Origin of the sequence: Massilia sp. LXY-6 (genome assembly GCF_051233485.1) — a bacterium.
Taxonomy (GTDB): domain Bacteria; phylum Pseudomonadota; class Gammaproteobacteria; order Burkholderiales; family Burkholderiaceae_D; genus Telluria.
Genome location: NZ_JBKFGF010000009.1, coordinates 39,131 through 61,633, shown reverse-complemented (window position 1 = coordinate 61,633; position 22,503 = coordinate 39,131). Strand labels below are relative to the sequence as shown.

Here is a 22,503-nt window from a genome sequence, read left to right as displayed (position 1 = left end):
AAAAATCCGGCGCGAGGCCGGATTTTTTTCGCTCCTCGGCGGCGCGCGCTGCGCCACCGGGGCTTATTGGACGGCGGACGGCGACAGCAGCACCGGGACCGATTTCGAAGTCGGCGTGCCGGCGCCGACGGCCACGCTGTCGAGCGGCACCAGCGGGTTGGTCTCGGGGTAGTAGGCGCCGAGGCAGCCGCGCGGGATATCGTATTCGACCAGCATGAAGCGCTCGGCGCGGCGCTCCACGCCGTCGTCCCACACGCTGGTGATGTCGACCCATTGGCCGTTCTCCAGGCCCAGCATCTCCAGGTCCAGCCGGTTGGCGAACAGCACCCGGCGCATGCCGAACACGCCGCGGTAGCGGTCGTCCATGCCGTAGATCGTGGTGTTGTACTGGTCGTGCGAACGGGTCGTCATCAGGACCAGCAGCCGCTCGCCATGGCGCGCACGCGCGCGGTGGATCGGTGTGTCCTTGTCGATCGCGTGCACCACGAACTGCGCTTTTTTGCTGGCGGTGACCCACTCGCGTTCGCGCGACGCGACTTTCAGGTGGAAGCCGCCCGGTACCGCCACCCGCGCGTTGTAGTCGTGGAAGCCGTCGATCGAGCGCTCGATCGCGTCGCGGATGCGGGCATAATCGGCGACATGCCAGTGCCAGTCGACCCGTCCGCTGCCCAGCGTGGCGTCGGCGATGCCGGCCACGATCGCCGGTTCCGACAGCAGCTTCGGCGAGGCCGGCTTGTTCATGCCGTACGAGATGTGCACCATGCTCATCGAATCCTCGACGGTGACGCCTTGCGCGACGCCCTGCTGCAGGTCGATCTCGGTGCGTCCGAGGGTCGGCAGGATCAGCGCCTCCTTGCCGTGCACCAGGTGGCTGCGATTCAGCTTGGTGGTCACGTGCACCGTCAGCGCGCACGAGCGCAGCGCCTGGAAGGTCAGCGGCGTGTCGGGGGTGGCGATCGCGAAGTTCCCGCCCAGCCCGATGAATACCTTGACCCGGCCGTCCAGCATGGCCTTAATGGTCTCGACGACGTCATAGCCGTGGTGGCGCGGCGGCTCGAAGCCGAATGCCTTGCCGAGGCGGTCGAGGAAGGCCTGGGACGGCTTTTCCTCGATGCCGACGGTGCGGTCGCCCTGCACGTTGGAGTGGCCGCGCACCGGGCACAGGCCGGCGCCAAGACGGCCGATGTTCCCGCGCATCATCATGAGGTTCGACAGCAGCTGGACTGCTCCCAGCGAATTCTTGTGCTGGGTCAGGCCCATGCCCCAGGTCGCGATCACGCGCTCGCCCTTGACGTAGACCTGGGCCAGCCGTTCGAGCTGCTCGCGCGACACGCCCGATTCGGCCAGGATGTCGTCCCAGCTCTCGGCGCGCAGGTCGGCCGCGAAGGCATCGAAGCCGGTGGTGTGCCGGGCGATGAACTCGACGTCGACCACGCGCGCCAGGCCGGCTTCGCGCGCGGCGTCGTCCAGTTCGACCACGCGCTTGGCGACGCCCTTGATCAGGGCCAGGTCGCCGGCCAGCTTCGGCTGCACGAACAGGGTGCTGATGGTGGTGCTGGAGTTGGTCAGCATCTCGAGCGGCGCCTGCGGGTCGGTGAAGCGTTCCAGGCCGCGCTCCTTGAGCGGGTTGATCGAGACGATGGTGGCGCCGCGCTTGGCGCAGGCGCGCAGTTCGCCCAGCATGCGCGGATGGTTGGTGGCCGGGTTCTGGCCGAAGATCAGCAGCGTGTCGGCGTGCTCGAAGTCTTCCAGGGTGACGGTGCCTTTGCCGATGCCGACCGTGCCCGGCAGGCCGCGGCTGGTCGGCTCGTGGCACATGTTCGAGCAGTCCGGGAAGTTGTTGGTGCCGTACATGCGCACGAACAGCTGGAACAGGAAGGCCGCCTCGTTGCTGGCGCGGCCGGAGGTGTAGAACGCGGCCTGGTCCGGGTCGGGCAGGGCCTGCAGGTGCCGTCCGATCAGCGCGAACGCGTCCGGCCAGGCGATCGGCCGGTACTTGTCGCTGGCATTGTCGTAGACCATCGGCTCGGTCAGGCGGCCATGGCCTTCCAGTTCATAGTCCGACTGCTGCATCAGCTCGGCCACGGTGTGGCGCGCGAAGAAATCGGGCCCGGCGCGCTTGCCGGTCGCTTCCGCGGCGACCGCCTTCACGCCGTTTTCGCAGAATTCGAAGGTGGACGCATGCGCGCGGTCCGGCCAGGCGCAGCCCGGGCAGTCGAAGCCGTCCGGCTGGTTTTGCTTGAACAGCGTCTTGTAGTTGCTGCCGCTGACCTTTTCCCTGAACAGGTTGATCGCCACCTGCTTGACCGCACCCCAGCCGGCGGCGGCATGGGTGTACGGGGCGACGAAACCTTCTTTTTCCATTTTTCCCACGTTAACTCCTGTATCTGGCGATACGGCCGGCGCGATGTGGTGCCGGTCCATATCGAGCCGCTAGGGTACGCCCGGCGGCACGGCGGAAGCGTGCACAAAATCGTTTTGATAATGGGAGTACAGTGCGGTACGGCAATGGGCCTCCGGCAGCGTCGCGGCCCTTGGGCTATACTGCGGACGTGTCGACACTGTATGAAACGCTCGCCGCCGAAATCGAAAGCCAGATCGCCAGCGGCGTCCTGCTCGAAGGCGAAAAAATCCCCTCGGTCCGCCAGACCAGCCAGCACCACAACCTGAGCATCACCACGGTGCTGCGTGCCTACGTGCTGCTGGAAAGCCGCGGCATCATCGAGAGCCGGCCGCAATCCGGCTATTTCGTGCGCCAGCGCCCCGAGCAGCGGCTGCCGTCGCCGTCGCACGCGCCGGCGCCGCTGATGCTGTCGTCCGAGGTCGACGTCAGCCGGCTGGTGCTCAAGACCCTGCGTTCGATCCGCACCGACGGCGCCGTTCCGCTCGGTTCGCCCTACGCGGACCCGTCGCGCTATCCCTGGAAGCGCCTGAGCCAGTACGCCAGCGCGATCGCGCGCCGGCACCAGGAGTGGAGCGTGATGAACGACTTGCCGCCGGGGCACCCGCAGCTGATCCGGCAGATCGCGCGCCGCCATCTCGAGAATGGCCTGGCGGTGGATCCGGGCGAGATCATCGTCACGGTCGGCGCGACCGAGGCGCTCAACCTGTGCCTGCAGGCGGTGGCACGGCCGGGCGACACCATCGCGGTCGAGTCGCCGACCTATTACGCGATGCTGCACGCCATCGAACGCCTCGGCATGCGCGCGGTCGAGGTGGCGACCGACCCGAAGGAAGGCATCGACATCGAGGCGCTGGCCGCGCTCATCGCCGGGCAGAAGATCGCGGCGTGCATGGTGATGCCGAACTTCCAGAATCCGCTCGGCTTCCAGATGAGCGACGAGCGCAAGCGTGCGCTGGTCGACCTGCTGGCCGCGCACGAGATCCCGGTCATCGAGAACGACGTCTACCACGAGCTGTATTACGGCGACAGCCATCCGACTTCGCTCAAGTCCTTCGACAACAAGGGGCTGGTGCTTTACTGCGCCTCGTTCTCGAAGAACCTGACGGCGGCCTACCGGATCGGCTGGTGCCTGCCGGGACGCTATACGGCGGAGGTGGAAAAGCTGAAGTTCCTGAACACGCTGGCGACCTCGTCGCTGCCGCAGATGGCGATCGCCGAATACCTGCAGAACGACGGCTACGACGCCCACCTGCGCAAGATCCGCAAGGCGTTCGCGCAGCAGGCGCGCATCATGGCCGCCGCGGTGCTGCGCTTTTTCCCGGAAGGCACGCGGGTGAGCGAGCCGAAGGGAGGCTATGTGCTGTGGGTCGAATTGCCCGGACGGGTCGACGCGATGGCGCTGTATGCGCGTGCGCTCGAGGAGGGCATCACGATCGGCCCCGGCAACATGTTCTCGGCGCGCGGCAGCTTCAAGCATTTCATCCGGCTGAACTACAGCTACCCGTGGAGCGCCACGATCGAAGCCGCGGTGAAGCGCCTCGGCCGCCTGGTCGGCGAGCTGGCGCAGGCGGCTTCCTGAGCGCCTAGCGCTCGCGCAGCCGGGCGGAAGCGGCTGCGCCGGCGTCGCGCGGCGCCAGCGCGCCCTGCGACTGGACCCAGTAGCCGGCACCCACCATCAGCATGCCGCCGATCGTGTTGCCAAGCGTGACCCAGGCCAGGTTGGCGAGCACGCCGCCCAGGGGGACGTCGGCGGTGCCGCTGAGCAGGGCCAGGGCGAAGGTGAACATGTTCGCGATCGAATGCTCGAAGCCGCAGGCGGCGAACATCATCACCGGCCAGAACACCAGGCCGAGCTTTGCGCTGTCGCTGCTGGTGCGCGCGCACATCCAGACCGTCAGGCAGACCAGCCAGTTGCACAGGATCGCCTTGAACAGCAGCGCGGTCGCCGGGGCGTTGGCCTTGGCGGCCGCGGTCTTGGCGAACAGCGCCGCGCCGTCGCTCAGCAGGACGCCGCCGCCGGCCAGCTTGAGGATCACGGCCAGCACCACGGCGCCCACCAGGTTGCCGAACCAGCAGCGCGCCAGCGCTGCCAGTACCTCGCCGGCGCCGGCCTTGCCGCGCAGCCAGGCCAGCGCCATCTGCATCGTGAATCCGGTGAACAGATGGCCGCCGGCGAAGGTGATCAAGGTCAGGCCGAGCGCGAACACGGCGCCCATCACCAGGCGCGCCCAGGCGGGATCGGCGTGGGCCCCGACAGTAAACATGAGGATCGCGCCGAAGCCGACGTAGGCGCCGGCCATCGCGCTACCGATCAGGAAGGAAAACGGCCGGGCGCGCGCCAGTTCCGCTTTCTGGACGCCGGAACTGGCAAGCTGGTCAATCGTCGTGTCAAACATGGCAAGGCTTTCGGATACCGCAGAAGGCCGCTAGTGTAGGCGCAGCCGTAGCGGATTCAGCGGTACAGAATTGCGCGCAAGAAAAGGATACAGTCGCGCCGGACTGTGTTTGTTCCGGCCGGCGGCTTATGCTGCGGCGATGGACGCGAAAAACATGGCAAACGATGAGATGAGCGAGGGCGAGGCCGCATTGGCCGGCCTGCTGGAACAATTGTGGCGGATGGCGCAGGAGACGCCGGCCAGGCCTTGTTCGCTGGCCCGGGTCAGCAAGCGCACGGGGTGCCCGATGAGCGCCCTGATGCGGCAATTGAGCTTGTTGTCGGAGGCCGGCCTGGTCCTGGTCGAGGCGCGCGAGGAGGGCGGCGGCAGGGTGGCGCTGACGGTGGCCGGACGCGATCTGTGCGCTGGCTGGTTCGGCCCTTAAGAAACAGGTTTGCTCAGGAAGCCGGCGATCGCATCCCTTGTTTCTGCGCCGATTTCCTCGAAGCTGGCCCCGACCTTGAACCCGACCGGCACGCCGGATGTCGAGTTGTGCACGATGTGGATGAGCGCGCGGTGGAGGCGTGGGCTGCCAGGCATCCTGAAGTGAAGCTCGCGTAGGCCGCCGTCGATGAGCACCGCAGGCGACGCAAAACTGATTCCGGACAGGGAAATATCGATCAGGATGACTGGTACCCAGGAGCTCATGCTCGCGTCTGCCAGGTAGGCTTGCTCGTGCATGAGCTTGCGGCCATGGGCTCGCTGTTCTTTCAATGTAATTCCTTGGAGGCGATGAGGAGGCTCTGGAGCAGGCGCGAGTATACACGTTTATTGCCAAGAGGCAATTTGTTAAATTCAGCCGCCGACCAGCGACATCCGCACCACCGGGTAGCGAGCGGCTCCCTCGGCCCGCAGCGCGCCGCGCCGTTCCGAGTAGCGCTCGGCGCGCGACTCCCAGCCGGCGCGGACTGCCTGCTCCAGCGCGCGGGTCTGGCCGGCGCGCAGCCATGGACGCAGGTCGAGCGAGCGCGTCGCGAACAGGCACAGGAACAGCTTGCCGTCGGCGCTGACCCGGGCGCGGGTGCAATCGCCGCAGAACGGCTTTGATACGCTGGCGATGAAGCCGACTTCGCCGCCGCCGTCGGCATAGCGGAAGCCGGTGGCGGTATCGCTGGCACGCCCTGGCTGCGGGACGAGCACGAACTCGCCTTCGATCAGCGCGCGCATCTCGGCCGCCGTCACGACCTGGTCGAGCATCCACCCCTCGGCGCCGCCGACGTCCATGTATTCGATGAAGCGCAGCTTGACCCCGCTGTGGCGGAAGTGGCGCGCCAGCGGCAGGATCTGGTGCGCGTTGCGGGTCTTCTTGATCACCGTGTTCACCTTCACCGGGGCCAGCCCGGCGGCCAGCGCGGCGTCGATCCCGTCGAGTACCCGGGCGACCGGAAAGTCGACGTCGTTCATGGCGCGGAACACGGCATCGTCCAGCGCGTCGAGGCTGACCGTCACGCGCGCCAGGCCCGCATCCTTGAGCGCGCGTGCCTGCGGCGCCAGCAGCGCGCCGTTGGTCGTCATCGCGATCTCGACCGGTTTGCCCGCCGGGGTCTCCAGCCGCGCCAGCGCTTCGACCAGGCGCGGCAGGTCCTTGCGCAGCAGCGGTTCGCCGCCGGTGATCCTGATTTTCTCCACGCCCAGGGCGACGAAGGTCTTCGACAGGGTCAGCATCTCGTCGAAGGACAGGCGCTCCGCCGCGCGCAGGAAGGGGTAGTCGCGCGTGAAGGTTTCCTTGGGCATGCAGTAGGTACAACGGAAGTTGCACTGGTCGATGACGGAAAGCCGCAAGTCCTTCAGCGGACGCATCAGCGTGTCGATGCAGGCATGCGCGCCGGCGGCGCCCGCCGCAGGTAGGGATGGATTCATGGCCCGAGGATAGCAGCGCCTGCGCGTGCAGGATGCATACAGTCGGGCGCCGGCGCAGCCAGTACAGTTCCGCTGCCGGCTCAGGCCGGCTGCAGCGTGAACACGGCGCGCACCTCGCCGGCCGGGGTGCCGCGCGCGTTGCGGATCGCCGGGGCGCGCCAGGGTTCGAGCTGTTCGCGGCGGTGCGCGTCCAGCAGGCCGAGCTGCTGCAGCGCGCTGTAGGTGGCCGGATGCAGGGCGCGGACCGCGCCGTCCGCCACCTTGATCGCGATCCCCAGCCCGGCCGAACGGACGCCGATCGCCTGCACCGCGTCGGCGCCGATCTTCGCCACCCAGTCGCCCTGGCCGGCCGTCATCCACGCGAGGTCGGTGCGGGCTTCGCCGGACACCATGTCGGGGCGCTTGGTCATCGCATCGAACAGGTCGCCCAGCGCGCTGCCCAGGCGCGCGTCGCGGCCGCCCTGGGCCAGGCGCGCATACAGGTGGGCCAGGCGCGCCAGCGGCATCGCGTAGTTCGGCGCCGAGCAGCCGTCGATCCCGGTCGGCAGGTTTTCCTCGTTCATCTGCACCGCCTCGGCCAGCGTGGCGCGGATCGCCTGCTGCAGCGGGTGTTGCGGGTCGACGTAGCCGCGGGTCGGCGCATCGTGCAGGCGGCACCAGGCCAGGAAGCCGCTGTGCTTGCCCGAGCAGTTGTGGTGCACGGTCCGCCAGCGCCGCCCTGCCGGAGGAGGCAGGCCGACCGCGTCGTAGTACAGCGGGGTGGCGCAGCCGCATTCGAGGTGGCTCTCGTCGAGGCCGACCTTGGCGAGGATCGACCCGACCCCCGCCAGGTGCTTTTCCTCGCCCGAGTGGCTGGCGCACAGCAGCGCCAGTTCGTCGAGCGTGAGGCCAAAGCGCGCCGGGCCGTCGGCCAGCACGAAGGGCAGGGCCTGGAAAGGCTTCAGGGCCGAGCGCGTGAAGACCATGGCGTCGGGGTCGCCGCTCGAATACAGCAGGCGGCCGGCGGCGTCGACCACGGCGATCGAACCGAAATGGATGTTTTCGACCGGATAGCCGGTCTCGGGGTAGCCACGGGTGGTGGCGACGAGGGGAACTGGATGCATGGCTGGCGATGGCGTCGAGAATGGCAATGGGTGAACTCTAGCGGATCGCGGGCTACCCCGGTGCACGCCACCTTTGTATGTATTGCCAACGATTTGGTGCCGGTTTTCGACCTTTCATTCCGCGTTTTCGACGCTTCGGCGGATACCGGAAGACGCCTGCGGGGGGTGTGAATACACTGGTCTCACTCGCCGCACATTGTGGGATGCGGCGATACGAAAAACGGTGGACCCTCAGTGTTGTCGACGATCATTTGGACAATACGCGCAAGGTCCCTTATTCATTTCGAATCGTGAACTGGAGCAATCATGCGTATCAAACAAGTACTGGCTTTCCTCGGCGCCGCCACCGTCTCGACCCTGGCCCTGGCCGAACCCGCGCTGCCGGTTGCCGTCAGCAGCGACGGCAACACGGTCATCGTGCAGGGCGCCGCCAGCCGGATGTTCCACCTGACCCCGGGCCAGGCCCAGGACACGAACGGCGTGTACAAGCTGGAAGACGGCCGGCAACTGAAGCTGACCAGCCATAACAGCAAGGTGTTCATGGAGGTGGACGGCAGGCGCGAAGAGCTGCTGCCGCTGTCGCGCACCGATTTCGTGGCGCGCGACAGCGGCGCCCGGGTCGCGCTCGACGAGGAGGCGTTCGCCACCAACATCCAGCTGACCCAGTTCCGCCGCTGAGCGCAACACGAGAACAACGGCCGGCCTGGCCGCTGGGACCGGGCCGGCGCTTTTTTTTTATCCCCTCAGATCGGCGCCCCGAAGCGCCCGGCCTGGTAATCCAGGATCGCCTGGTTGATCTCTTCGCGCGTGTTCATCACGAAGGGGCCGTGCGAGACCACCGGTTCGCCGATCGGGAAGGCGTGCCCGAGCAGCAGCAGGGAATCGTGGTCGGCGCGCATCGTGAGCTCGTCGCCCTGCGGCTCGAACTCGGCCAGGTGGAAGGCGCTGACGGTGTCCGGCACCGCTTCGATCACGCCGCGCACCACGTACAGGAAGATGTTGCGGTCGAGCAGGCCGTTCATGTAAAAGGTGGCGCCGGCCTTCATCTCGACCAGGCTCATCGAGACGCCCGTCAGCGATGCGATCGGGCCGGTCACCCCGCCGTATTCGCCGGACACGAGGTGCACCCGCACCCGGCCCTCGTCGCTTTCCACCACCGGGATCTGGTCGCGCTGCAGGCCGACGTAGCGCGGCTCCGTCATCTTCAGGGCAGGGGGCAGGTTGACCCACAGCTGCAGGATCTCGAGCGGGCCGCCCTGCTGCATGAATTCGCGCGGCGAGACCTCGGCGTGCACGATGCCGCGCCCCGCCGTCATCCACTGCACGCCGCCGGGACCGATCACGCTTTCGTGGCCGGCGCTGTCGCGGTGCGCCAGCAGGCCGTCGAGGATGAAGGTGACGGTCTCGAAGCCGCGGTGCGGATGCGGGCCGAAGGGCAGGCCGCGGTTGTGCGGCGGGTACACCTGGGGGCCGTGGTGGTTGAGGAACAGGAAGGGGTCGATCTGGTCGATGTGCGGCCCCGGCAGCGGACGCTGGGTGATCAGGTCGCCAATGTCGTCGCGCATGGCGGGATGGAGCCGCTGGATGGTCTTGTAGGTCATGCCGGTCCTTTTTCTGTTGTTCGCCTTTCGGCATACGATACCCGATTGCGCCAGCGCGCGGCGGTCGCGATCGCCGTGCTAGACTCCTTGCGCTTTTGCAACAAGGAGACACGGTTTCATATGAAAACAAGACACACCCTGGCCAGCCTGCTGCTGGCCTTTGGCGCCGCCGCCGGCGCCGCCCCGGCGCCGGCGGGCGCCCCGTCCGTGCCCGGCGAGGCCGCGCTGCAGGCCGCCAGGCACGCCGTCAGCGCCCACCGCGACGACGTCGTCGAGACCCTCGCCAAGCTGGTCAGCTACAACACGGTGGCCGACAAGGATCTGCCGGCCGAGCGCAATCCCCAGTTCCTCGGCTTCAAGAATTTTCTCAAGGGCGAAGCAACGCGCCTCGGCCTCGACTTCGCCGACCATGGCCAGGTGCTCGTGATCGGCCTCGGTGCGCCCGATGCCCCGGAACGCGTGGGCATGGTGGCGCACGGCGACGTGCAGCCGGTCGATGCGTCCAAGTGGAAGAAGTCGCCCTTTGAACTGGACCGCACCAGCGAGCCGGGCAAACTGCTGGCGCGCGGCGCCGAGGACGACAAGGGACCGATCGCCACCGCCCTGTACGCGATGAAGTCGCTGAAGGAACTGCAACTGCCGCTGTCCAGGCGCATCGAGCTGATCGTCTACATGGCGGAAGAGTCGGACTGGGACCCGCTGGTCGCTTTCGTGAAGACCCATCCGCTGCCCCAGGTGAACATCACCCTCGACGCCGAATACCCGGCGGTGACGGCGGAGAAGGGCTACGGCACGGTCGCGCTCACGTTCCCGCCGGCCGCCGCCGCGCCGCCGGGCGAGCCCTATGTCGCCAGCTTCGGCGGCGGCTTCTTCGGCAGCCAGATCCCCGAGGATGCGCAGGCCCTCATCGCGAATGCCGGCCCGGCGCTCGAAGCCCAGCTGAAGCAGCGCGCGGCGAAGCAGGCCGGCATGCACTACAGCTTCGAACGCAAGGGCAGCGACCTGGCGATTACCGCCAAGGGCGTCTCGGCGCATTCGTCCAAGCCCGAGGACGGACTGAACGCGATCAGCATGCTGGCCGATGCGCTGTCGGTGCAGGCCTGGCCGGATACGCCGTCCGGCGCGATGGTCAACTTCCTCAACGAGATGGTCGGCACCGGCTACTTCGGCGAGAAGTTCGGCAACATCGCCTACCGCGACGGCTTCATGGGACCGATGACTTTCGCCCCGACCGTGATCCGCCAGAAAGGGGAGAGCCCGGAACTGTCGATCAACCTCCGCCGCCCGCGGGGCAAGACCGCGCAGCAGCTTTCCAACGAGATCAACGCCGCGCTGGCGCAATGGCAGGGCGCGCACGCCTCGGTACAGTTGCTTGATACGAAAGTGCAGATCGGCGACCCGTGGATCCAGCACGACGCGCCGCAGCTGCCAGTGCTGATGAAGGTGTTCTCGTACTTCACCGGTGTGAAGGACCCGAAGCCGGTCGCGATCGGCGGCGGCACCAACTCGCGCCTGTTCCCGCGCGCCGTCAGCTTTGGCCCGGCGATGCCGCACACGGTCTATACCGGCCATTCGGAGCACGAGTTCATCACCCTCAAGCAATTGCTTCTGAACCTGGAGATGCTCACGGCCGTGCTGGCCGAGCTCGCGCAGTAAAAGCCGGGCCTGCCGTACCTGATCCCGGGCCGACCGCCCGGGAGCTCCCGTCCCCCCGTCGCCCGCTTCGATCCCGTGTGTTGGCATGTAGGTCGAAGTCCCGCCAAAACCTGCGATTTTTTCTAATAGTTCTGTAGGTATGCGCCTACAAGGAGCCCGGTTTCATAGGGGAAGATTGCTTCTGCCTGGCGGTCTCCCTAGGAGAGTGGGCGCCCGAGCCTGTCGACGCTGGAAGCCCTCCCCATGAGCTTGTTGATGCCCGGAAAAGCTCACGCTTACGCCTGGAAATAGTGCCGAAAACGCCATGTTAGGATCGGTGCCTGACCGCGACCGCGATACCGAAGTCGCCTTGCCTATCCCGACATGCCCGACCACTATCGCCATGCATATCCAAGAACTCGTAAAGCCAGACGGACGACAACTCACTCTCTACAGTAACCAGCCGATCCCGGCCGGACTTGTTGCACCCAGCCCCTTTCCAGATCCGCAAAATGCGAATCCGCACCTGCGCTGGCACCCGCTGCGCGGCGAATGGGTTACTTACGCGGCGTTCCGCCAGAACCGTACCTACCAGCCGCCGCCGCAGTACAACCCGCTGGCGGCGACCAGCGATCCGGCGCACCCGACCGAGATGCCGGCCGGCGACTACGAGATCGCGGTGTTCGACAACCGCTTCCCCTCGCTGGCGCTGGATTCCCACGATCCGCCCACGCTGACGGTGCCGACCGCGCCCGCCAATGGCAAGTGCGAGGTGGTGGTGTTCACCCAGGATCCGCAGGCCGCGCTGAGCCGGCTGCCGCTGTCGCGCATCGAGCTGCTGCTGCAAGTGTGGGGCGACCGCACCACCCGGATCGGCGGCCAGCACCACATCCAGTACGTGTTGCCGTTCGAGAACCGCGGCGCCGAAGTGGGCGTGACCCTGCACCATCCGCATGGCCAGATCTACTGCTATCCCTTCGTGCCGAGCGTGCCGGCGCGCCAGCTGGCCCAGGAGCGCGAGTACTACCTGCAGCACGGTTCGAGCCTGCTGTGCGACATGGCGCGCGACGAGGCCGCCGACGGCAAGCGGGTGCTGTACCAGGACGACTACGCGATCGCCTTCGTGCCGGCCTGCGCGCGCTATCCCTATGAGGTGTGGGTGATGCCGACCGCTCCGTGCAAGGACTTCGCCGCGCTCACCCCGCCGCAGCGCGAGGGCCTGGCGCGCGCCCTGAAGACCGTGCTGCTCAAGTACGATCACCTGTGGGACCGCCCCTTCCCCTACCTGATGGCCTGGTACCAGGCGCCGACCGACGGCGCCGAGCATCCGGAAACGCAGCTGCACTGCCAGTTCTACCCGCCATACCGCACCCGCGACCGCCTCAAGTACCTGGCCGGCACCGAGCTGGCGGCCGGCATGTTCGCGATGGACGTGCTGCCCGAAACCACCGCCTACGAGCTGCAACAGGTCGACGTCAACCTGGAGGAGGGCGCATGAGCGTCACGTCCGATCCGCTGGCGGTACGCGGCGCGGAGGCCGCGGCCAAGCTGGCCCTGCTGCGCGAGGCGCTGGCGCAAGCCGGCGCCGGCGCGATCCGCCTGCGCGGCGAGGACTGGTTTTCCTGGGCGACCGCGGGCGGCATGTCCTTGGCCCCCGGCAGCTGCGAGACCGGTCCGGGCGGGCTGCTGGTGACGTCAGAGGAAGCCTGCGTGCTCACCGACGAGACCGAGGCCGAGCGCCTGCGCCAGGAAGAGGTGCCGCCGGGCTTCACTTTCCATATCGCCCCATGGCTTGATACCGAGCTGCACGAGACCTATGTGCTGGGTGCGGCCGGCGGGCGCGCGGTCCTGTCCGACCGTCCCGGCCCGAACGAGCAGCCGCTGCCCGCCCATCTCAGGCTGCGCCGCATGGTGCTGAACGCCGAGGAGCAGCAACGCTACCGCGTCCTGGGCCGCGCGGCCGCCGAGGCGATCGGCGAAGCGCTGCGCGCGGCGCGCCCGGACTGGACCGAATACCAACTGGCCGGCGAGGGCGCGCGCGCCCTGCTGCGGCGTGGCATCCAGCCGTCGCTGGTGCTGGCCGCCGGCGAGCGCCGCCTGGCGCGCTGGCGCCGGCCGACGCCATCGCATGAAGCGCTCGGCGCGCGCGCCATGCTGTCGTGCTGTGCGTGCCGGCATGGCCTGGTCGCCAGGCTGTCGCGCTCGGCCAGCTTCGGCGCCGCGCCCGCCGCGCAGGACGAACTGCTGCGCCTGGAGGCGACCGGGCTGGACGCGGTGCGCGCCGGGCAGTCGCTGGCGGCCGTGTACCACGCCTTCGAGGCCGCCTACCGCCACGCCAACCGGCCGGAGGCGATCCGCGAGCGGCCGCAGGGCGGCATCACCGGCTACCAGGCCTGCGAACTCGCCGCCAGCCCCAGCACCGCGACCGGGCTGGAGACCGGCATGGCGTTCGCGTTCAACCCCGGCTTCGACGGCCTCGGGATCGAAGACACTTTCCTACTCGGCGCAAACGGGCTGGAAAACCTCACGCTGGACCCACAGTGGCCGGCGGCGAACATCGGCGGCCGCATGCGGCCGCTCTGGCTGGAGTTGACATGACAAGTGCAGAAACCTTCTTCGGCGGCGCCCCGGAGGCGTGCGCATGGGCTCCCGGGCGGGTCAACCTGCTGGGCGAACACACCGATTACAACGATGGTTTCATGCTGCCGGTGGCGACGCCGCAGCGTACCGGGGTGGCGCTGGCGCGCAGCCATGACGACCAGCACCACCTGTACTCGGGCACGCTGGACGGCAACGTGAGCTTCGCCGCGAAAGGCGGCAGCGCGCCGCAGGGCTTCGGCAGCTACATCGAGGGCTGCATCCGCCTGGTCGAGGCCACCGGGGTCGAGATCCCGCCGCTGCGCGTGTTCGTCACCACCGAGCTGCCGGTCGGCTCGGGCCTGTCGTCCTCGGCCGCGCTCGAAGTCGCGACCCTGCGCGCGCTGCGCCAGCTGCTCGGCTTCGAACTCGACAACGTTACGCTGGCTAGAATCGCCCAGCGCGCCGAGATCGACTATGCGCACGTCAACTGCGGGATCATGGACCAGATGGCGTCCAGCCTGTGCGACGAGCGGAACATGCTGTTCATCGACGCCCGCAGCCTCGAGCACCGGCTGGTGCAGATGCCCGAGGGGACCGAGCTGATCGTGATCGATTCCGGCATGCCGCGCACCCTGGCCGCCAGCAAGTACAACGAGCGCCGCTCCGAATGCGAGGAAGCCTCGCGCAAGCTGGGCGTGAAGGCGCTGCGCGACGTCACCGATCCCTCGGTACTGGAACAGCTGCCCGAACCGCTGCGCCGGCGTGCCCGCCACGTGGTGCTGGAAGACCTGCGTGTGCTGGAAGCGGCCGGCGGCGTCTCGGCCCAGCGCTTCGGCGAACTGATGAACGCGTCGCACGACAGCCTGCGCGACGATTACGAAGTCTCGATTCCCGAGCTCGACCGGCTGGTGGGGGCCTTGCGCGCCGCCCCGGGCGTGCTCGGCGCGCGCCTGACCGGCGCCGGATTCGGCGGGGCCTGCGTGGCGCTGTGCCGCGCCGGCCAGGCAAAGGCGGCAGCAGAAGTCGCACTCTCCAATTACAACAAAGAGGGACGCAAGGGACGCATCCTGATCCCGGTCCCGACCCAAGGAAAGGAACACAATGAGCCAGTTTGAGTACCCCCGCCCCCAGCTGGTACGCGACAATTGGATCAACCTGAACGGCAAGTGGCGCTTCCGTTTCGACGACGAGGTGTGCTGCAGGATGCCGGAAGGCGTCACCGGCTGGACCCATGAGATCAACGTCCCGTTTGCGCCGGAAACGGAAATGTCCGGCATCCAGGACACCGGCTTTCACCGCTTCTGCTGGTACGAACGCGACTTCGAGCTGCAGCCGTCCGAGCGGCGCGTGATCCTGCACTTCGGCGCGGTCGACTATTCCGCCCGGGTGTGGGTCAACGGCCAGCTGGTGGCCGAGCACGAGGGCGGCCATACGCCGTTCTCGGCCGACATCACCCAGGCATTGAAAGCCGACGGCAAGCAGGTCGTGACCGTGTTCGTCGAGGACGATCCGGCCGACCTGGCCAAGCCGCGCGGCAAGCAGGACTGGCTGCTGGAACCGCACTCGATCTGGTATCCGCGCACGACCGGCATCTGGCAGACCGTCTGGGTCGAGCAGGTCTCGCGCACCTTCATCCGGAGCCTGCGCTGGACCCCGATCTTCGAGACCTTCGAGATCGGCTGCGAAGTGTTTGCCGGCGGCGACATCCAGGACAACATGTTCGTCGAGGTCAAGATCTGGCACGGCGAACAGCTGCTGGCGGACGACAACTACAAGCTGCTGCAGGGCGAGGCGAACCGCAAGATCGCGCTGTCCGACCCCGGCATCGACGATTCGCGCAACGAGCTGCTGTGGAGCCCGGAGCGTCCGACCCTGCTGGACGCCGAGGTGATTCTGCGCTGCGGCGACAAGGTGGTCGACCACATCAAGTCCTATACCGCGCTGCGCTCCTTCCACATCAACCGCGACCGCCTGCTGCTGAACGGCCGTCCGTATCCGCTGCGCCTGGTGCTGGACCAGGGCTACTGGAACGAATCCTTCATGACCGCGCCGTCCGACGAGCACCTCAAGCGCGACGTCGAGCTGGCCAAGAAGATGGGCTTCAACGGCGTGCGCAAGCACCAGAAGATCGAGGATCCGCGCTACCTGTACTGGGCCGACAAGCTGGGCCTGCTGGTGTGGGAAGAGATGCCCTCGGCCTATCGATTCAGTCCGCATGCGATCAAGCGCATCGTCAAGGAGTGGACCGAGGCCATCGAGCGCGACTACAGCCACCCCTGCATCATCGTCTGGGTGCCGTTCAACGAATCCTGGGGCGTGCCGAACCTGACGCTGACCCAGGCGCACCGCAATGCGGTCGAGGCGCTGTACCACCTGACGCGTACCCTCGACGCAACCCGCCCGGTGATCGGCAACGACGGCTGGGAAGCCTCGGCCACCGACATCCTGGGTATCCACGACTACGACAGCGACCCGGAAAAGATCAAGGCGCGCTACGAGGTCAGCGACCCCGTACGCACGCTGTTCGACCAGCGCCGTCCTGGCGGACGCATCCTGACGCTGGACGGTTTCCCACACCGCGGCCAGCCCATCGTGCTGACCGAATTCGGCGGCATCGCCTTCGACCCGAACGCGACCCCCGAGGACGGCACCTGGGGCTATACCCGTGCCCATACGGCCGAGAGTTATCACGCGCTGTACGAACGCCTGCTGAAAGTGGTCAACGAGACCTTCATGTTCAGCGGCTTTTGCTATACCCAGTTTGCCGATACCTTCCAGGAGGCCAACGGCCTGCTCAACGCGGACCGCACCCCCAAGCTGCCTTTCGAGGTGATCAGCGCCGCCACGCGCAACGTGCCGCTGCAGCGGAGGGATGTGGAAGAGGAGGGAGATCAAGGGCCTTCCGGCGCCTGAACCACGCTCCATCAGCAGCGTAGCGGGACCGCCCGGTCCCGCCCAGGCGGTTGGCCCCTAGTCGGCAACATTTTTCGATTAACCGCCCGCCCGCGCTCCCCCGCGGGCGTTGAAGGAGCCATCATGACCACGATCGTCGTTTTCAGCCACCTTCGCTGGGATTTCGTCTTCCAGCGGCCGCAGCACCTGCTGTCGCGCCTGGCGCAGCATTATCCGGTCCTGTTCGTCGAGGAGCCGGAATTCGATGACGGCGCCCCGTTCATGCAGCGGTCCCAACCCGCACCGAACGTGACCGTGTGCCGCGCGCATACCCCGATCCATGCCGTCGGCTTCCACGACGACCAGCTGCGGCTGCTGCAGCCAATGATGGCGCAGCTGGCACCGCCGGGAGAGCAGGTCATTGCCTGGTTCTATACGCCGATGGCCTTGCCCCTGCTGCAGTCGCTCCAGCCTGCGCTGGTGGTGTACGACTGCATGGACGAGCTGGCCTCGTTCAGGAATCCGCCGAAACAGCTGCTGCAGCGCGAGAGCGCGCTGCTGAACATCGCCGACCTGGTGTTCGCCGGCGGTCCAAGTTTGTACGAGGCGAAAAAACACCGCCACCCGAACGTGCACTGCTTTTCCAGCAGCGTCGACGTGGTGCACTTCCAGCAGGCCCTCGACCGTTCGCGCATCCATCCGCAGCAGCAGGACATCCCGCATCCGCGCCTCGGCTTCTACGGCGTGCTGGACGAGCGCTTCGATCCCGAACTGGTCGGCGAAGTCGCGGACGCCCATCCGGAGTGGCAGATCGTGCTGGCCGGCCCGGTCGTGAAGATCGACCCCGAGCGGCTGCCGCGCCGCGCCAACATCCATTACCTGGGCCAGCAGCCTTATGAGGCCTTGCCCGACCTGCTGGCCGGCTGGGATGTCTGCCTGATGCCGTTCGCGATCAACGAAGCGACCAAATTCATCAGCCCGACCAAGGTGCTCGAATACATGGCGGCCCAGCTGCCGATCGTGAGCACGCCGATCGCCGACGTCGCCAACCCCTACGGCCACGTGGTCGCGATCGCCAGCGGCGCGCGTGAATTCGTCGCCGCCTGCGAAGCGGCGCTGGGGCAGACGCCGGAGCAGCGCGCGCGCATGGTCGAGGCGATGAACGCCGTCGTCGCCGCGACCTCCTGGGACAACACGGCAACCCACATGCACGAGCTGCTGGAATCGACGCCGCCGCGCAGCGTGGGCACGACCGCGCAGCGCGCCGCAAGTGCGCACGCCGCTTCACATGCGAAGGTGCACGCGGGCGCGCAGCAGGCGCCGCAGGCGGGCAGCGCCGCGCCCAAGGTCAATCCGCTGCGCAGCCAGGGCGCGCGCCACGTCGGCACCGTCATCATCGGCGCCGGCCCGACCGGGCTGTCGGCCGCCTACCACCTGGGCGCGGACACCCTGCTGCTGGACCGCAACGAGACCGTCGGCGGCTGGTGCCGCTCGATCGAGGACCATGGCTTCACCTTCGACCACGCCGGCCACATCATGTTCTCGAACGACCCCTACGTGCTGAAGATGTACGAGGTGCTGCTGGGCGATAACGTGCACTGGCAGAACCGCGAAGCCTGGATCTACAGCAAGGGCGTGTACACCCGCTATCCCTTCCAGGGTGCGCTGTACGGCCTGCCGCCGAAGGTCATCACCGAGTGCGTGATGGGCGCCATCGAAGCCCGCTACGGCGACAAGGCGGGCGCCAACGACGCCGCCGATGCGAAGACGATCGACGACTGCTGCGCCGACGGCACCACGGATGTCTGCAACACCGACCAGTCGGTCAAGGGACAGGTGAAGAACTTCGAGCAGTTCATCTACCAGGTCTGGGGCAAGGGTATCGCGCAGCACTTCGCCATTCCCTACAACCGCAAGCTCTGGACCGTGCCCCTGGCCGAGATGGAAACGTCCTGGCTGGGCGGCCGGGTGCCGCTGCCGAACCTGGAAGAGATCGTCCAGGGGGCTCTGGAACCGGTGCCCAAGCCGGTGGGGCCGAACGCGCGCTTCGGCTATCCGCTGAAGGGCGGCTTCCAGGCCCTGATGAACGGCTTCCTGCCGCATATCAAGGGCAAGATCGAACTGGGCGCCGAGGTCGTGCAGGTACTGCCGCGCGAACACATCGTCGCCCTGGCCGACGGCCGGCGCTTCCGCTACGACGACCTGATTTCGACCATGCCGCTGCCGGAGCTGATCAAGGCGATCGGCGACGAGGCGCCGGAAGAGGTGAGGAAAGCGGCCAAGGGCCTGCGCCATGTATCGATCCGCTGCGTCAACATCGGCATCGGTATCGACAATGAGCGCGTCGTCACCGACAAGCACTGGATCTACTATCCGGAAGACACGATCTTTCACCGCATCTTCGTGCAGGGCAACGCCTCGCCGGAATGCAACCCGCCGGGCGGCTTCGGCTTCACCTGCGAGATCTCGTATTCGCCGACCAAGCCGCTGCCGCTCGACGGCGACGAACTCATCGCCCGCGCGATCGAGGATTGCCGCAAGGTCGGGATGATCCAGGACGGCGACCGGATCCTGGCCGCGAACCAGGTCGACATGCCGTATGCCTACGTGCTGTACGACCACCAGCGCGCGCGCAACGTCGAGACCTGCAAGGTCTGGCTGAAAGGCTTCGATATCACCCTGGTCGGGCGCTACAGCGAGTGGGAGTACTACAACTCCGACCACGCCCTGCTGGCGGGCAAGCGCGGTGCCGAGACCGTGCTGGCCAAGCGCCGCCGCGCGCAAAAGGTGAGCGCGGAGTAAGCGGGGACAGCGTAAGCTTCGTCGGAGCAGGTTTGCTGCCCCAGCTGTGGCACAGCGGGGCTAGCTGGTGGAAGCTGCCTATTGATTTCAGTGCTGGATGACGCCGCCTGCCAGGTTGACCCGGTCGCCGCTGCGGAAATCCGGCGTGGTTTCCTGGGTGATCACCTGGGTGCTGCCGTCGTCCATGCGCAGGGTGATGCGGTAGACGCGGTCGGACGAGGTCGAGCTGCCGGTGCTGCCGCTGGTGCCGCTGCCGCCCACTGCCGCGGCGCCGACCGAACCCGCGCCGGACGAGCTGCTAGCCTGGCGCGGAACGACTTCGACCGCCAGGATCGTGGCATTCGGGCTGGAGCTCGCCGCGGTGGCCGCCCCCGTGCTGGACGCGCCATACGAGCCCTGACCGGTGGTGGCGCTGCCGCCGGTGCCGGCGCTTGTACCAGTGTTGGTGGTGCCCGTGCCGGTGCCGGAGGTGCCGCCGGCGGACGTGCCGCTGCCCGAGGTGCCCGAGCTTCCTGAGGTGCCGGTGGCCGAGGAGCCGGCGCCGGAGCCGGACTGGTCGTAACCCGAGCCAGTGGCGCTGCCGGAGGTGCCCGAACTGCCCGAACTGCCGGTGCCGCCGCCCCAGCCGGCCGATCCGCTGCTGCCGGTGCCGGCGCCGGTGCCGGACATGCCGCCACTGCCGCCGCTGCTGGTGGAACTGCCGCTTTCCATGCCGCTGCCGCTACTGCCGCCGCGCATGGAACTGCACGCGGACAACCCGAAAGCCAGCGTCAGCAAGCCTGCCAGGAGTACGCTCTGGTGTTTTAGCTTCATGATCAACTCCTTCTGATGGGATGGATATGTCAGGTATGTGCGTGACGATGCCGCGTGCCACTTGGGTAAGAGGCGCGTTTGGAGGCGACGTTCCAGTTGACTCGGGTTGAGCATGAGCCACGTCAAGGACACGGCGGGGGAGGGGAATTTGCGGCGTGGCTGGACTCAGCGTCTGGCTTCCAGTGCCGCTTTCGGCAGCACGAGCCACAGCACCAGGCTCATCAGGATAGCCGAACCGCAGTCCACGGCCCAGTCGCGCACGTCGGCGCCGCGGTAGGGGAAGAAGCTCTGGATGAATTCGTCGCCGGCCCCCATCAGGGCCACTGCCAGCACGGCCTTCACGGCGCGCGCGGCGGGGCCGCCGCTGCTGCCCAGGAAGCACAGGCAGGCCAGGACGGCATAGGCCGTGGAATGCAGCACCACCCCGGGCGCATACTGGCCGATGTCGGCGCGCGCCCCTGGAATATTGCCGGTGACGACGATGGCGAGGTACATGAGCGCGACGCAGGCAAGGCAGGCGAAGCGTAGGCGGGGGTGCGTCAGCAGCTGGGACAGCATGGCGATCATGGAAAGGAACAAGTGAGATAGATAAAACCCGAACCTTACCATGACGTACGCCTGAACGTCTGCACGGCCGTCGAGCCGTGCCATACCGAAGCGTTAACCCGGATGTTTGCCCCTGGCACCGGCGCACCGTCTTGCGGAACGTCGGCCAAGGGCGGGAGCGCGTCAGATCGTGAGCGCGGGAGTCCCGTTGGGGTAATGGGCGTCGAAGCAGCTTTCGCACTCGGCGCAGAAGAGATGGGCGACGCGTATGGTCTGCTGTCGCAATACGAGCTTGAGTTGATGGGTCCGGCACTTCGGGCAGATCTCGCGGACGCTGCCGAAAGTCAGTACGTGAAGAGGCAGTTCTTCATCGTCGAGGTGGTCGATCACCATGCGCGGATTCAGTTCGCTAAGGACAAGGTAGTCGTCGGCGGGCTGTCGTCGGCGCGATGGTTGGGAGGAGTGCTGCTGGGGTGGCGTCATTGCTTCAGATAAAGTCATTGGACTGGCTCCATGAAAAAACGCAAGCGCGAAATTCATCATAGCGAAATCCTGGATCAGATCAAGCGCCCTGGTGATTAATTTTCTTTATTGTGTTGCGTCGAGGCCAGTGACCGAACGGAACAAAAAAATGCCCGCCACGGAGGACGGGCACAACCCAAGATCGGGACAAGAGACGCAGAATCCGGTGCGGCGCACCGCGTGGCGGCACGCCTTTCCGCGATCACGCATATCGATTGCGTGTATGCGGATGAACCCAGTATAGGAGCCGAATGTGACTCGGACATGACACGTCTCAAACAAACACGGATTTGGTCGAGAACGAATTCAGCTGAGACTGGTCTATCGCCGGCGGCGGATAAAAAAAAAGCCCGCTAAGTGAGCGGGCTTCAAACTATTTTCTTGGAGGAGAATAGTGGAGACAGGTAAGATTATGTTGCGGCGCGATATATATGTCCAATTTTGATTTTGGATACCCGATATTCGCCAAGCTGATAATTGTTGGGCTCGCCTTTACTCCTTCACCGGCACCGTGTAATTCAGCGCCATCCGGCCACCGTCCGCATACAGGGTCTGGCCTGTCATGTAGGCGGCGTCGTCGCTGGCGAGGAAGGCTGCGATGCCGGCGATCTCTTCCGGCTCGCCGCAGCGCCCCAGCGGCGTGCGCGACAGGATGGTGTGGCGCGCCTCCGGGCTGCCCATCACGGCATTCTTCGCCAGTTCGGTCAGGATGGTGCCCGGGCCGATGGCGTTGACGCGGATTCCGTGCTGCGCCAGGGCGATCGCGGCCACCCGGGTCAGCTGGTTGACGCCGCCCTTCGAAACCACGTAGGGAATCTGGTTCGGGATGGCCAGCTCGGCGTTCACGCTCGACATGTTGATGATGCAGCCGCTGCCGCGCTTGACCATCTCGCGTGCCACCGCCTGGCTGCACAGGAACATCGACTTCAGGTTGATGCGCAGCACGCGGTCGAAGTCTTCCTCGGTCAGCTCGAGGAAATCGGCGGCGTGGGTGACGCCGGCATTGTTGACCAGGATGTCGACGTGGCCGAAGGCGGACAGGGTGGCCGCCAGCATGGCATCGACATCGGATTTCTGGCTGACATCGGCGACGACGAAGCGGGCGTTGTCGCCCAGCGCCTCGGCCGCGGCCGCGCCTTCCTGGCGCACGTCGACCAGCATCACGCGCGCGCCTTCGCGCACCAGGCGCTCGGCGCAGGCATACCCGATTCCCCGGCTGGCTCCGGTAACGATGGCGACTTTCTGGGCAAGTTTCATGGCAGGCTTTCCTGGATGGGAAAAAAAACGCCATTGTACCGGCGCTACGGGGC

General features: G+C 66.9%; 19 protein-coding genes. 10 read left to right on the top strand and 9 right to left on the bottom strand.

The features are described 5' to 3' along the window. Window positions 1-63: 63 nt before the first annotated feature. A complete protein-coding gene (locus ACI48D_RS04635) occupies window positions 64-2,364 on the bottom strand; it encodes an FdhF/YdeP family oxidoreductase (RefSeq protein WP_435570041.1) in 2,301 nt (766 codons plus the stop codon). 188 nt (window positions 2,365-2,552) lie between these two features. On the opposite strand from ACI48D_RS04635, the gene ACI48D_RS04630 reads away from it, so the two are divergent. Continuing rightward, window positions 2,553-3,983 (top strand): PLP-dependent aminotransferase family protein, encoded by a 1,431-nt coding sequence (locus tag ACI48D_RS04630; RefSeq protein WP_435570040.1) that lies wholly within the window; start codon window positions 2,553-2,555, stop codon window positions 3,981-3,983. A 4-nt stretch (window positions 3,984-3,987) separates the two neighbouring features. On the opposite strand, the gene ACI48D_RS04625 is transcribed toward ACI48D_RS04630, so the two are convergent. Beyond that, window positions 3,988-4,800 (bottom strand): formate/nitrite transporter family protein, encoded by an 813-nt coding sequence (locus ACI48D_RS04625; protein ID WP_435570039.1) that lies wholly within the window; start codon window positions 4,798-4,800, stop codon window positions 3,988-3,990. 154 nt (window positions 4,801-4,954) lie between these two features. Here ACI48D_RS04625 and ACI48D_RS04620 point away from each other — a divergent pair, with 154 nt between their 5' ends. Beyond that, the gene (locus tag ACI48D_RS04620) at window positions 4,955-5,224 is read left to right on the top strand and encodes an ArsR family transcriptional regulator (protein WP_435570038.1); all 270 of its coding nucleotides are present in this window, start codon (window positions 4,955-4,957) and stop codon (window positions 5,222-5,224) included. Here the strand turns inward: ACI48D_RS04620 and ACI48D_RS04615 are convergent. The 3 genes from ACI48D_RS04615 to ACI48D_RS04605 form a co-directional block, all read right to left on the bottom strand. Then, window positions 5,221-5,553: a PilZ domain-containing protein gene (locus ACI48D_RS04615; protein ID WP_435570037.1), complete on the bottom strand. Its 333-nt coding sequence runs from the start codon at window positions 5,551-5,553 to the stop codon at window positions 5,221-5,223. The two genes, ACI48D_RS04620 and ACI48D_RS04615, sit on opposite strands and share 4 nt — an antisense overlap. Before the next feature lie 81 nt (window positions 5,554-5,634). Beyond that, window positions 5,635-6,699, bottom strand: coding sequence for a GTP 3',8-cyclase MoaA (gene moaA, locus ACI48D_RS04610; RefSeq protein WP_435570036.1), 1,065 nt, complete (start codon window positions 6,697-6,699; stop codon window positions 5,635-5,637). 80 nt (window positions 6,700-6,779) lie between these two features. After that, entirely contained in the window at window positions 6,780-7,802 is a 1,023-nt protein-coding gene (locus ACI48D_RS04605) for an asparaginase (RefSeq protein WP_435570035.1), read from the bottom strand. A gap of 306 nt (window positions 7,803-8,108) precedes the next feature. Here ACI48D_RS04605 and ACI48D_RS04600 point away from each other — a divergent pair, with 306 nt between their 5' ends. After that, window positions 8,109-8,480 carry a hypothetical protein gene (locus ACI48D_RS04600; RefSeq protein WP_435570034.1) on the top strand — a complete coding sequence of 124 codons (372 nt, stop codon included), beginning with the start codon at window positions 8,109-8,111 and terminating at the stop codon, window positions 8,478-8,480. A gap of 65 nt (window positions 8,481-8,545) precedes the next feature. On the opposite strand, the gene ACI48D_RS04595 is transcribed toward ACI48D_RS04600, so the two are convergent. Next, window positions 8,546-9,403 (bottom strand): pirin family protein, encoded by an 858-nt coding sequence (locus ACI48D_RS04595; protein ID WP_435570033.1) that lies wholly within the window; start codon window positions 9,401-9,403, stop codon window positions 8,546-8,548. A gap of 120 nt (window positions 9,404-9,523) precedes the next feature. Between ACI48D_RS04595 and ACI48D_RS04590 the strand changes: the two genes are divergently transcribed. The 6 genes from ACI48D_RS04590 to ACI48D_RS04565 all read left to right on the top strand — a co-directional run bounded on the left by ACI48D_RS04590 (window position 9,524) and on the right by ACI48D_RS04565 (window position 19,312). Further along, window positions 9,524-11,059, top strand: a complete 1,536-nt coding sequence (locus tag ACI48D_RS04590; protein WP_435570032.1) for a dipeptidase — start codon at window positions 9,524-9,526, stop codon at window positions 11,057-11,059. A gap of 382 nt (window positions 11,060-11,441) precedes the next feature. Then, window positions 11,442-12,536: a galactose-1-phosphate uridylyltransferase gene (gene galT / locus ACI48D_RS04585; protein ID WP_435570031.1), complete on the top strand. Its 1,095-nt coding sequence runs from the start codon at window positions 11,442-11,444 to the stop codon at window positions 12,534-12,536. Then, on the top strand, window positions 12,533-13,636 hold the full coding sequence (locus ACI48D_RS04580) for a M24 family metallopeptidase (RefSeq protein WP_435570030.1): 1,104 nt from the start codon (window positions 12,533-12,535) through the stop codon (window positions 13,634-13,636). The genes galT and ACI48D_RS04580 overlap by 4 nt, the downstream gene beginning before the upstream one ends. Then, a complete protein-coding gene (galK, locus tag ACI48D_RS04575) occupies window positions 13,633-14,733 on the top strand; it encodes a galactokinase (RefSeq protein WP_435570029.1) in 1,101 nt (366 codons plus the stop codon). Before ACI48D_RS04580 ends, galK begins: the two co-directional genes overlap by 4 nt. After that, entirely contained in the window at window positions 14,720-16,531 is a 1,812-nt protein-coding gene (locus ACI48D_RS04570) for a glycoside hydrolase family 2 protein (RefSeq protein WP_435570028.1), read from the top strand. Before galK ends, ACI48D_RS04570 begins: the two co-directional genes overlap by 14 nt. A 123-nt stretch (window positions 16,532-16,654) precedes the next feature. Further along, window positions 16,655-19,312, top strand: a complete 2,658-nt coding sequence (locus tag ACI48D_RS04565) for an NAD(P)-binding protein (RefSeq protein WP_435570027.1) — start codon at window positions 16,655-16,657, stop codon at window positions 19,310-19,312. A gap of 87 nt (window positions 19,313-19,399) precedes the next feature. Here ACI48D_RS04565 and ACI48D_RS04560 read toward each other — a convergent pair whose 3' ends face one another. Then, window positions 19,400-20,125: a hypothetical protein gene (locus ACI48D_RS04560; protein ID WP_435570026.1), complete on the bottom strand. Its 726-nt coding sequence runs from the start codon at window positions 20,123-20,125 to the stop codon at window positions 19,400-19,402. A 165-nt stretch (window positions 20,126-20,290) separates the two neighbouring features. Continuing rightward, window positions 20,291-20,692 carry a VanZ family protein gene (locus ACI48D_RS04555; RefSeq protein ID WP_435570025.1) on the bottom strand — a complete coding sequence of 134 codons (402 nt, stop codon included), beginning with the start codon at window positions 20,690-20,692 and terminating at the stop codon, window positions 20,291-20,293. A gap of 195 nt (window positions 20,693-20,887) precedes the next feature. Between ACI48D_RS04555 and ACI48D_RS04550 the strand changes: the two genes are divergently transcribed. Next, window positions 20,888-21,166 carry a hypothetical protein gene (locus tag ACI48D_RS04550; RefSeq protein WP_435570024.1) on the top strand — a complete coding sequence of 93 codons (279 nt, stop codon included), beginning with the start codon at window positions 20,888-20,890 and terminating at the stop codon, window positions 21,164-21,166. A gap of 519 nt (window positions 21,167-21,685) precedes the next feature. On the opposite strand, the gene ACI48D_RS04545 is transcribed toward ACI48D_RS04550, so the two are convergent. Beyond that, complete coding sequence (locus ACI48D_RS04545) at window positions 21,686-22,450, bottom strand: SDR family NAD(P)-dependent oxidoreductase (protein WP_435570023.1); 765 nt, start codon at window positions 22,448-22,450, stop codon at window positions 21,686-21,688. Window positions 22,451-22,503: the final 53 nt, after the last annotated feature.

What these genes read in the sequence shown, in the direction of transcription:
- ACI48D_RS04590 (WP_435570032.1), top strand. Translation starts at nt 9,524, where the DNA reads ATGAAAACAAGACACACCCTGGCCAGCCTGCTGCTGGCCTTTGGCGCC.
- ACI48D_RS04605 (WP_435570035.1), bottom strand. Translation starts at nt 7,802, where the DNA reads ATGCATCCAGTTCCCCTCGTCGCCACCACCCGTGGCTACCCCGAGACC.
- ACI48D_RS04625 (WP_435570039.1), bottom strand. Translation starts at nt 4,800, where the DNA reads ATGTTTGACACGACGATTGACCAGCTTGCCAGTTCCGGCGTCCAGAAA.
- ACI48D_RS04565 (WP_435570027.1), top strand. Translation starts at nt 16,655, where the DNA reads ATGACCACGATCGTCGTTTTCAGCCACCTTCGCTGGGATTTCGTCTTC.
- galK (WP_435570029.1), top strand. Translation starts at nt 13,633, where the DNA reads ATGACAAGTGCAGAAACCTTCTTCGGCGGCGCCCCGGAGGCGTGCGCA.
- ACI48D_RS04620 (WP_435570038.1), top strand. Translation starts at nt 4,955, where the DNA reads ATGGCAAACGATGAGATGAGCGAGGGCGAGGCCGCATTGGCCGGCCTG.
- ACI48D_RS04555 (WP_435570025.1), bottom strand. Translation starts at nt 20,692, where the DNA reads ATGATCGCCATGCTGTCCCAGCTGCTGACGCACCCCCGCCTACGCTTC.
- ACI48D_RS04545 (WP_435570023.1), bottom strand. Translation starts at nt 22,450, where the DNA reads ATGAAACTTGCCCAGAAAGTCGCCATCGTTACCGGAGCCAGCCGGGGA.
- ACI48D_RS04635 (WP_435570041.1), bottom strand. Translation starts at nt 2,364, where the DNA reads ATGGAAAAAGAAGGTTTCGTCGCCCCGTACACCCATGCCGCCGCCGGC.
- ACI48D_RS04595 (WP_435570033.1), bottom strand. Translation starts at nt 9,403, where the DNA reads ATGACCTACAAGACCATCCAGCGGCTCCATCCCGCCATGCGCGACGAC.
- ACI48D_RS04560 (WP_435570026.1), bottom strand. Translation starts at nt 20,125, where the DNA reads ATGAAGCTAAAACACCAGAGCGTACTCCTGGCAGGCTTGCTGACGCTG.
- ACI48D_RS04580 (WP_435570030.1), top strand. Translation starts at nt 12,533, where the DNA reads ATGAGCGTCACGTCCGATCCGCTGGCGGTACGCGGCGCGGAGGCCGCG.
- moaA (WP_435570036.1), bottom strand. Translation starts at nt 6,699, where the DNA reads ATGAATCCATCCCTACCTGCGGCGGGCGCCGCCGGCGCGCATGCCTGC.
- ACI48D_RS04600 (WP_435570034.1), top strand. Translation starts at nt 8,109, where the DNA reads ATGCGTATCAAACAAGTACTGGCTTTCCTCGGCGCCGCCACCGTCTCG.
- ACI48D_RS04550 (WP_435570024.1), top strand. Translation starts at nt 20,888, where the DNA reads ATGGGCGTCGAAGCAGCTTTCGCACTCGGCGCAGAAGAGATGGGCGAC.
- ACI48D_RS04570 (WP_435570028.1), top strand. Translation starts at nt 14,720, where the DNA reads ATGAGCCAGTTTGAGTACCCCCGCCCCCAGCTGGTACGCGACAATTGG.
- galT (WP_435570031.1), top strand. Translation starts at nt 11,442, where the DNA reads ATGCATATCCAAGAACTCGTAAAGCCAGACGGACGACAACTCACTCTC.